Below are 8,219 nucleotides of genomic sequence, written 5' to 3' on the forward strand. Positions count from 1 at the left end.
GCAGGGGCACCGCATTGAATTACCACCCCGAAGGCATGGCTCCCTTCGACGACTTCATGGCGATTTCATTGACTTGCTGGTTATGCAAATCCTTCTGCGCCGAAGCCAGTTGGGCGAGCATTTGCAGCTTGTTCGCCTCGTTTGCCATCATGACCTGTTCGGCCTGGATGCGGCCTTGCAGGTCGGCAATGTCTTTGGCGTCCGGCGCTGCATTCACCTTGTCCAAGAGCACCTGAATGTCTTGGAAACGCTTGCTGGCCGTCTTGTAGGCTTCTTCGGCCCCTGCCCGATTCAGCGCGGCCTGCTTGGCGACCTGCTCGAACGCCTTGGCGGCATCGCTGCTGGCATCCAAGCTGGTGGAGGCAATCTCGAACTTCTTCGCCGCGTTGCGAATCGCTTCCCACTGGCCTACGCCATTGCTCAGGATTTCTTGGTACTCGTCGGGCAGGTATTTCCGGGCAAGCGGGTTATTCACCAGATCGCCCATGTTGCGGATGCCGCTCAGGTTGTTGTATGCCTTCTGCATTTCCTGAATCTGCTCGACCATCTGCTGATACTGCTCTGCCCATGCCACCACTTGCTGGATGGCTTGGGCCAGGTTTGCCCCGTCGATCACAGGAATACCGGCATGCGCCGGATTCCCGGCCGCGAGGCCCAGGGCCAGGGCGATTGCCCCGAAAAACTTCTTCAACACTTTCATCAGAATGCTCCTTTACGAATGCGATGGAATTCAGGCAACCAAACTGCCGGGTCTTCGCCCAACTCCGCAACCAGCTTTTCAGCCAGTGATGACGTGGCCGTGTTGCCTGAAAGGACAGCCAATTCATCGTCAAAACCGCGTAGGTTGAGTTCCGCAACCACGCTGTTTTGTCCCTGCTTGATGAGGAACTGGCGCGACTTCTCGCCGAGTTCCTTGACGATCTGGAATTCCCGCTCCGTCAGCTTGAAACCATTGACGTAATCGTCATAGTCCGCTTCCGGGTTCGGCAGGAAAATCTTGGTGGCCGTCTGCCCGATGATTGCGTAGGCAATCGGCGACTTGAGAACCTGTTTCGGCGACTGCGTGAACATCACCAAAAAGCCGTCCTGCTTCCGAATCGTCACCAGCTTGTTTTGCGCCAGGTCTTCAAAGGCCGGGTCATCCAGCAGCTTCCAGAATTCATCCAAGAAGATCGGGATGCGGCGGCCGTCGATCAGGCTTTCAATCCGGTGGAACAGATACATGATGGTCGGCGTGCGCGTGGCGTCGTTGTCCAGAAACTCCGTCACGTCGAAACCCACCATCGTGCAGTTGTCCAGCCGAAGCGTGTCTTCGGCGTTGTCGAACAGCCAGCCAAGCGGCCCGCTGCCGCACCACTTCGAGAGCCGCACATGCAGGCCGTTTTCGTCCGTGGGGTCGAGGAATTCCAGCACCGAGCGCAAGCGGCGCTTGGACTTCGAGGCCGACATGACGCCTTGGATGGCATCGCTGATTTCACGCTCCTGGCGGGGCGTGATCGGCAATGCCTCATGCTTCACAAGCTGCTTGACCAGCTTTTCCAAGAACGTCATGTTGTTGGGCGTCGGTTCCATTTGGAACGGGTTGAAGCCAGACGGCAGGCCGTTCTTGAGCGGGTAATACCGCCCGCCCATCGCTCGCACGCCCACTGCCGCGCCCAAGTCCTTGTCGAACAGAACGCACGACAGCACCTTGCCCTTGTCGGGCTGGCTGAACTTCTGCGTTTGGGCCAGCAGAGCCATTTCCAGCACGGTCTTACCCGTCCCCGACTTACCAATCACCACCGTGTTGGCCAAGTCCTTGTGGTTCGGGTCGAGCTTGGCCGCCTTCTTGGCGTCCGCGCCCTGTTCGCCCTTGTGGAAATTGAAGTAATACGGTGCGCCGGAAGTCGTTTTGAACATCATCACGGCGTCACCCCATTGGTTCCCGCGAATGCGGCCAATGGGGTAGTTGTGGAAGCTGCTGAACCCCGCGAAATTGCGGCTGGTAATGTCGCCAGCGCGCACCCGGTAATCGAAGTTCCCAGGCAGTTGCGCATAGAAGGCCCCGGCAATGCCGGAATCTTCACGCGCCCACTTCATGCCTGCTTCGGACAGCACCGCACCTGCATCGCTGATGTGTTCGTTCAGGGCCTTCTGATCGAAGGCCCGCACAAACACGCTCAAATGGTGCGTGCCCATCACGAAGCGGTTGGAGGTCAAATCGTCCAAGGCATCGTCAATGTCTTCGACCTGGCTCACCGCCACGTCACCGGCATTGACCATGCGGGCCTGTTGCCGCTTCATGCGGCCCACGGCCACCGGCTTGGACAGGAAGGTGAAGGATTGCGTCACGACCAACTCGAAGGGCATTCCGAGTAGGTCATTCAGGATGCCGGGGCACGTCATCGCCGGGTATTCCTGAATCGTCAGCATGCCGCCGTATTGCGTGGCCGTAGGCCCCTTGAGGGACAGCAGCCCACCCTTACCGAAGAACGGCCGCGAGGTGGTCAGAATGTCGCGGATTTCGGCGCGCGGCAGCGGGAAGCGCCGCCACTCGCCGTTAATCAGGAAGGCCAGGAATTCCAGCACTTCGGAGAACATCAGGCCGTTGTGTTCGTAGCAGCCGAGCAAATCCGGCTCGTAGCGGTCGAGCGCAGCCAGGGCCGTGTTCGTCACTTCGTCCAGGGCTTCCAGTTCGTCAAGCTGCTTTTCCTGCAACTCCTTCGGGTCTTTCGTCCCGAAGAAGTCGAACAGCTTGGCGGCCTTCATCGGGGCCGGGCGGTAGATCAAGGTCACATACAACTCATTGACCAGCATCTTCTCGCCCGCCATGTGCTCGCGGTACTTCTCGTTGAACTCATGGCAGAAACCGGGCTGGAACTCGCCGCCCGGATATTCGCCATACTCGCGCCGCACGATGTGCGACCACACCGCTACATGGGGCGATGCGATGTTGCGCATGAAGCCGTTTAACTGGTCGTGCCAAGAATTGATGTCCCGCACGTCCGCGCTTTCGTGCGCAGCGCCTTGCATCCGAATAACTTGGATGTAGTCGCCGCTGGCCAGCTTCACCGCGTTGCGAGTGACGTGGCTCGAATAGGGAATGAATGCGGCCGAAATTTCTTCGGTCTTCAATGCGTCGGCGTATTTGAATGCTGCGCCCATTTATTGCTCTCCTTCGGTTCTTGGAAGCGTGAAGCCGATAACTTCCAATTGCCCATAACGGCGGATGTTTTTCAGCAGGCGCACGCGCCGTTGAAACTCGCGCTCGAACACGTCGGGGATACCGAACATGCGCGGGGCGAAGACAAGGCAGGCCGCCGCGATCATTGCGCCCGATGCGCTCAGGTAGATCGCCGCTGCCCGGATGGCTTGGGCGATTTCCTCGCCGCTTTGCCCTTGAATGGCCTGCTGGAACTGCGGGGCGAACATCGCCACCATCAGTACCGCCAGGCCACCGACCGAACCAAGCAACCGGATATAGAAGGTCAGGAACCTTACTGTTCCGGTCACTTGGGCAAAAAGAAACGCGCCCCAGGTGCGCGCGTCCCTTTTTGCCTCTTTCCGCAGACGCAAGTTTTCAGCGTCGGTCAGCTCGCCGCACTTCTCGCCGTCCAGGTAAATGTGATAGTCCATAGCTGTCCTCGCTGTTTTCGCGTCCGCGAAAATCACTTAGTCCATTTCTTGGTCGGAAGCGGCGAAAAGCTCGCCGCTCCCCAAAACCGCGTGTTTCGGCAGCGCCCGAGCGTCTTCATCCACATGAAGATGGAATAGAAGACACCGGGGTCATTGGCGCTGACGAGGTACAGGACACCGTGAATCGGCACGGCCAGCAGCAGATAGAGCGGGTTGCCGACTGCCAGAAATATCAGCGTCGTGGCCATGAACTCGACAACGAACGCGATATACGGGATGCCCCACATGGTTGCGGGGCGCGTCAAGCCGACAAACAGCGGGTCGGTGTAAACGTCTTGTGCGCCCTGTTCCATGATTAAGACGCAGCCGAAATGACGTAATCAACGATGGCCGCCGCGCCGAAGATCAGCACGATGCCGATGATGATCTTGATGGCCCAATCCCACGACAGCTTGCCCGCGATGGCCGCGATGCCGCACGCAATCACCGCGATGATCGCCAGCGTGCGGGTCAGGCCGCCCGTGAAGATTTCCAGCACCTTGTCGGCTGCGCCGTCCCAGGGCGCGGCCATTGCCACTTCGGGCATGACCGCGACGAAGGCCAGGGCCAGCAGCATGAGGAAACCGGCCGCCTTCTTGTCGGCGTCCATCTTGGCGATCTTGTTGGCGGCAATAGCCGCCTTCGCGTTCATGTAAAGGGTCGTGATGTTCATTTGCTTGAGTTCTCCAACTGATAAAGCGAAAGGCTGATGGACGGCGGGATGCCGTAGTTCTCTCGAATGTGGCGTGCCAGCCTGTCTAAGCTCGCCCATTCACGGATGGTTTTGCGTGTGGTCAATAAATTCCAATCTCCTTCTTTCCAAGTCAGATTCACGATGATTTGGTATTTGCCGGAATCGTTCTGAACGATGTTCAGCCGCTTGACGGCCTTGTTCAGCATGAAGTCCTGCAATTCCGCTTCGCTCAAGGTATTCATGTGGGCATTTCCCAGGTCACACCTCGCTTACTGGATGACAACGGCCTTAGTCTAGCACAAAACATATTATTTTGAAGTCGCAATTTATGGTATTTCGCCAAGTCGCGGAAAGTCATTTCGCCTTGTCAAAATCCGGCTTCCCGTTCTTGTTTTCATAGGTGGCCTTGCAGCCTTCCTTGAAGCCAGAACAACCCCAAAAGTCATAGCCGCCCTTGCCGGGCTTGGTGCGATGAATCAGGGGCTTGCCGCATTTCGCGCACGCGAAAGCCGAGACTTCTTGCGGCTTCCGTTGTCCCGGTTTGCCGCCTTCGTCCGGCAACGTCACAGAACAATCGGGATGCCCTGAACATCCCCAGAAGTGCCCGCTTTTCCCCTTGATGCGCCGCAATGGCTTGCCGCACTCGGGGCAGGGATGTTTCGGAGTGGCCGAAACTTCCATCGTTGCAAGCTCGCGCTGCAACTGCTCATGCACCTTCCTGATGACGCCCCGGTAGGCCGCCTGGCCCTGCGCGATGCGGTCAAGGTCTTCTTCCACTTCGCGGGTAAAGCCCAGGTCGATGAAGCCGAACTTCCCGACCAGGGCATCTACCACCAGTTCGCCGGTAGGCGTGGGCACGAGGTATTTCTTCTCGACGCGGACATAGGCCCGCGAAACGATGTTGTCCATGATGGCCGCGTAGGTCGCGGGCCTGCCGATGCCTTCGCTCTCCAACTTCTTCACCAAGGTGGCCTCGGTGAAGCGCGTCGGCGGCTTTGTCTTCTTTTCCAGCAGCTTGCCGCGCGCCACATCGAGGCGCTGGCCAGCTTCGAGAAGCGGAATCGGGTTGGCGGGTTCCTTGGCGTCCTCGCCTTCGTCTTCGGTCTGGTCGCCCGCCACCAGCTTGAGCCAGCCGGAATACGTCAGCGTTCGGCCTTTGGCCTCGAACTCGACGTTCTTCCCATCGACCGGCTGCGCGCCTTGCAGGCGCACCGTCCGCACGGCATAGCGCGCGTCCGCAAGCTGGCAGGCAATCGCACGAAGCCGAATCAGTTTGTAGAGCGCCCGCTGTTGTTCGGTTTCGCCCGCTTCTTCCACGTCCCAATGCGTCGGCGTGATGGCCGGGTGTCCCACTTGCGCGCCTTCCGGCGCTTTGAACTTCCGGGGCGATTCGGCCATGTCCAGGCCGAGCTTGACCGCCACCGCGTATATGTCGCCCAGGGAGTCATCCGACACGTTCGGGTTGTCCGTGCGGTGATACGTGATGTGGCCCTGCTCGTAGAGCTTCTGCGCGGCTTCCATCGCGGCCTTGGGGTTCAGCCCGAGGGCCACGCTGGCGGCCTGCTGCATGGTCGAAGTCGTGAAGGGCGGCGGCGGGCTGCGCTTCGCTTCGCCCTCGTTGAACGACTTGACCACCACCGCGCCCACTTGGGCCACGGCCGCAGCAAAAGCCCTGTCCATGAAATACGGGTTGTCATCCGTCACGAAGTCGGGCTTCGTGAGCCATTCGGCCGACCACTCACTTTCGGTTTTCGCGTCCGCGAAAAACAGCATGGCCCCGAAATGGTTCGTGACCTTGAAAGCGCGAATCTGACGTTCGCGCTCGACCACCAGGCGCACGGCCGGGCTTTGCACCCGGCCTGCTGAAAGACGTTCGCCGCTCTGGCGGCTCAGTTCCGGGCTGACCATGTAGCCCACCAGCCGGTCAAGCACGCGCCGCGCTTCCTGCGCCGCCACCCGCTGCACGTCAATCGACCTTGGTTGCAGCAAGGCCGTCTTCACGGCATTGGCCGTGATTTCGTTGAACGTGACGCGCTGCGGGTTCGAGAGCTTCAAGCACTGCTGCAAGTGCCAGCTAATGCTTTCGCCTTCCCTGTCCGGGTCGGTGGCCAGATACACGGTATCCGCGTTTTTGACCAGGCCCTTGAGCCTGGCCACCACGTCAGAGCCGCGTTCGGTCAGTTCATAGGTCGGTTTGAAATCGGGCGCTTCCACGCCCATTTCCTTCTGCGGCAGGTCGCGCACATGCCCGACGCTGGCCGCGATCTTCCAGCCGTCGCCCAGGATGGCCGATAGCTTCGCTATCTTGCCGGGCGACTCAATAATCATGAGTTTCATCAATACACCATCACGCTTTGGGTTGAGCCGCCGCCATACACGCTCGCGCCGTCGCCTTCGGCCGCTTGCTGGCCTTCGGCTTGCAGCCTCACCGGCGCGTCCGGTGCGGCCTGCGCCTGGCGCGGCTTGACCGCGGGCTTTGGGGCCGCCTTGGGCGCTTTCGCGCCCATGAGCGGAATGGGTGCCACCACCGGCACCGCTGACGCGGCACCGGCGTTATTCACCACCTTCTGCACATACCCGTTGGAAAACCCGCGCGTGAAAGAGCCGGTGTTGTAGGCCGACAGCGCCGCATGGAGCGCCGCTTGTTCGCCCTGCACCTTGCGACTGGCCGCTTGATAGTTCCAGTGGAGAATCGTTGCGGCCGCCGCAATGTTCTTGCAGGCGTCGAAGGCGTCTTCGACCGTCAGGCCGGTCTTGCGCAGGTTGGCCGAATTGACTTGGCCGAGGCCCATGTCAATGTTGTAGCCGTTGGCAATCAGCCATTCGGCTGTTGCAACGGCTTCGGCCTTGTTCTCGGGCTGGCGGGCCAGTCTCGCACCGCCATTGACGCCAATCGCCAAGGGCCGGAATGCGGATTCCGTCCTGACAATTGCCGCCATCGTTTCGTGCGCCACCCACGGGGCGCACTCTTGGGCCAGTGCGATGAAGTCCATTCAGGCACCCCCGCCGTACATTTCCTGGCGTCGGCGTTCTTCGTCCTCGCGCCTGATGCGCTCGTTGTATTCCGCCAGGGCCTGGTCGTACTTGTCCGCCTCGACCCAATAACCGCCACGCTCGGGGATGCCGACATAACGGGGCTTGGTGTCCTGCAAGTCGGTGTAAGCGTGGTTCGTGTAGGCCGCGCAGTAGCTCGGCATGCTGTTGGCGATATACACATAGTCGTTGTCGCCGCCGCCCCAACTGCGCAACGTGGCGTTCAGAGAACTGGCATCGCAGCGGCCTGCGCCTTGCGACATGGCATTGACCAGCGCCGACATTTCCGGCGTCTGGTTGGCCACGGGGCACAGATCGAGGAAGTTCCGGCGCTTCTTAATCGTGTCGGACAGCTTCTTGGCCGTGATGCTGAAATACTTTTGCAGGGACGGCTGGCATTCATGCGGCGGTTTGCCGGTGGCCAGGCAGAGAATGGCTTCGCAAGCGAGCCGGGTATCGCCTTCGAGAACCTCTTGGGCCATCGCCGGGGCCGTTATTGCGGCTCCAAGCGTGGCAGTCAGGACGAGCCTTCGCAGTTTCATTTCGCTATCTCCTTCGCATGCTGATTGACTGGTTGAGAGGGTTACAAACTCTGACAGTTTGCGCAAGCAATATAGCACATCTTGCGGCTTCGACTATCAAAATATCGTTGCTGCAATTTTGTGCAAAACGGGGTTGTGATGCAGGGATTCTTGAGAGGATGAAGGCATAGGCCGGGGCATTTTTCGCTGCGCGAAAAACCGGGATGCCCGTTCCAGGCGCGGCTATTCGCCTTGGTCGCTGCGCGACTGGCCTTTGGCCACCTTCCAGGCCACCACTTGCCTGCGCTCTTTGGGGG

The 8,219-nt window shown here is 59.8% G+C and carries 9 protein-coding genes; all 9 read right to left on the reverse strand.

Annotated features, from left to right (window positions below):
* Nucleotides 1-19 precede the first annotated feature (19 nt).
* Complete coding sequence (virB5, locus tag P7F68_RS19205) at nucleotides 20-700, reverse strand: P-type DNA transfer protein VirB5 (protein WP_277835535.1); 681 nt, start codon at nucleotides 698-700, stop codon at nucleotides 20-22.
* Nucleotides 700-3,144, reverse strand: coding sequence for a VirB4 family type IV secretion/conjugal transfer ATPase (locus tag P7F68_RS19210; RefSeq protein WP_277835536.1), 2,445 nt, complete (start codon nucleotides 3,142-3,144; stop codon nucleotides 700-702). The genes virB5 and P7F68_RS19210 overlap by 1 nt, the downstream gene beginning before the upstream one ends.
* The gene (locus P7F68_RS19215; protein WP_277835537.1) at nucleotides 3,145-3,615 is read right to left on the reverse strand and encodes a hypothetical protein; all 471 of its coding nucleotides are present in this window, start codon (nucleotides 3,613-3,615) and stop codon (nucleotides 3,145-3,147) included. It lies immediately after the preceding gene.
* Between the two features lie 32 nt (nucleotides 3,616-3,647).
* Entirely contained in the window at nucleotides 3,648-3,968 is a 321-nt protein-coding gene (locus P7F68_RS19220) for a VirB3 family type IV secretion system protein (protein WP_154717496.1), read from the reverse strand.
* Between the two features lie 2 nt (nucleotides 3,969-3,970).
* Nucleotides 3,971-4,327 (reverse strand): TrbC/VirB2 family type IV secretion system protein, encoded by a 357-nt coding sequence (locus P7F68_RS19225; RefSeq protein ID WP_154717497.1) that lies wholly within the window; start codon nucleotides 4,325-4,327, stop codon nucleotides 3,971-3,973.
* On the reverse strand, nucleotides 4,324-4,590 hold the full coding sequence (locus P7F68_RS19230; protein ID WP_154717498.1) for a hypothetical protein: 267 nt from the start codon (nucleotides 4,588-4,590) through the stop codon (nucleotides 4,324-4,326). The genes P7F68_RS19225 and P7F68_RS19230 overlap by 4 nt, the downstream gene beginning before the upstream one ends.
* A 112-nt stretch (nucleotides 4,591-4,702) precedes the next feature.
* Complete coding sequence (gene topA, locus P7F68_RS19235) at nucleotides 4,703-6,685, reverse strand: type I DNA topoisomerase (RefSeq protein ID WP_277835539.1); 1,983 nt, start codon at nucleotides 6,683-6,685, stop codon at nucleotides 4,703-4,705.
* Nucleotides 6,685-7,341, reverse strand: coding sequence for a lytic transglycosylase domain-containing protein (locus P7F68_RS19240; protein ID WP_277835541.1), 657 nt, complete (start codon nucleotides 7,339-7,341; stop codon nucleotides 6,685-6,687). The genes topA and P7F68_RS19240 overlap by 1 nt, the downstream gene beginning before the upstream one ends.
* The gene (locus P7F68_RS19245) at nucleotides 7,342-7,923 is read right to left on the reverse strand and encodes a TrbM/KikA/MpfK family conjugal transfer protein (protein ID WP_277835542.1); all 582 of its coding nucleotides are present in this window, start codon (nucleotides 7,921-7,923) and stop codon (nucleotides 7,342-7,344) included.
* Nucleotides 7,924-8,219 lie beyond the last annotated feature (296 nt).

The organism is Thauera mechernichensis (assembly GCF_029588855.1).
Lineage (GTDB): Bacteria > Pseudomonadota > Gammaproteobacteria > Burkholderiales > Rhodocyclaceae > Thauera > Thauera mechernichensis.

Coding starts and splice junctions, on each gene's coding strand:
- virB5 (WP_277835535.1), bottom strand. CDS start 700: ATGAAAGTGTTGAAGAAGTTTTTCGGGGCAATCGCCCTGGCCCTGGGC.
- P7F68_RS19210 (WP_277835536.1), bottom strand. CDS start 3,144: ATGGGCGCAGCATTCAAATACGCCGACGCATTGAAGACCGAAGAAATT.
- P7F68_RS19215 (WP_277835537.1), bottom strand. CDS start 3,615: ATGGACTATCACATTTACCTGGACGGCGAGAAGTGCGGCGAGCTGACC.
- P7F68_RS19220 (WP_154717496.1), bottom strand. CDS start 3,968: ATGGAACAGGGCGCACAAGACGTTTACACCGACCCGCTGTTTGTCGGC.
- P7F68_RS19225 (WP_154717497.1), bottom strand. CDS start 4,327: ATGAACATCACGACCCTTTACATGAACGCGAAGGCGGCTATTGCCGCC.
- P7F68_RS19230 (WP_154717498.1), bottom strand. CDS start 4,590: ATGAATACCTTGAGCGAAGCGGAATTGCAGGACTTCATGCTGAACAAG.
- topA (WP_277835539.1), bottom strand. CDS start 6,685: ATGAAACTCATGATTATTGAGTCGCCCGGCAAGATAGCGAAGCTATCG.
- P7F68_RS19240 (WP_277835541.1), bottom strand. CDS start 7,341: ATGGACTTCATCGCACTGGCCCAAGAGTGCGCCCCGTGGGTGGCGCAC.
- P7F68_RS19245 (WP_277835542.1), bottom strand. CDS start 7,923: ATGAAACTGCGAAGGCTCGTCCTGACTGCCACGCTTGGAGCCGCAATA.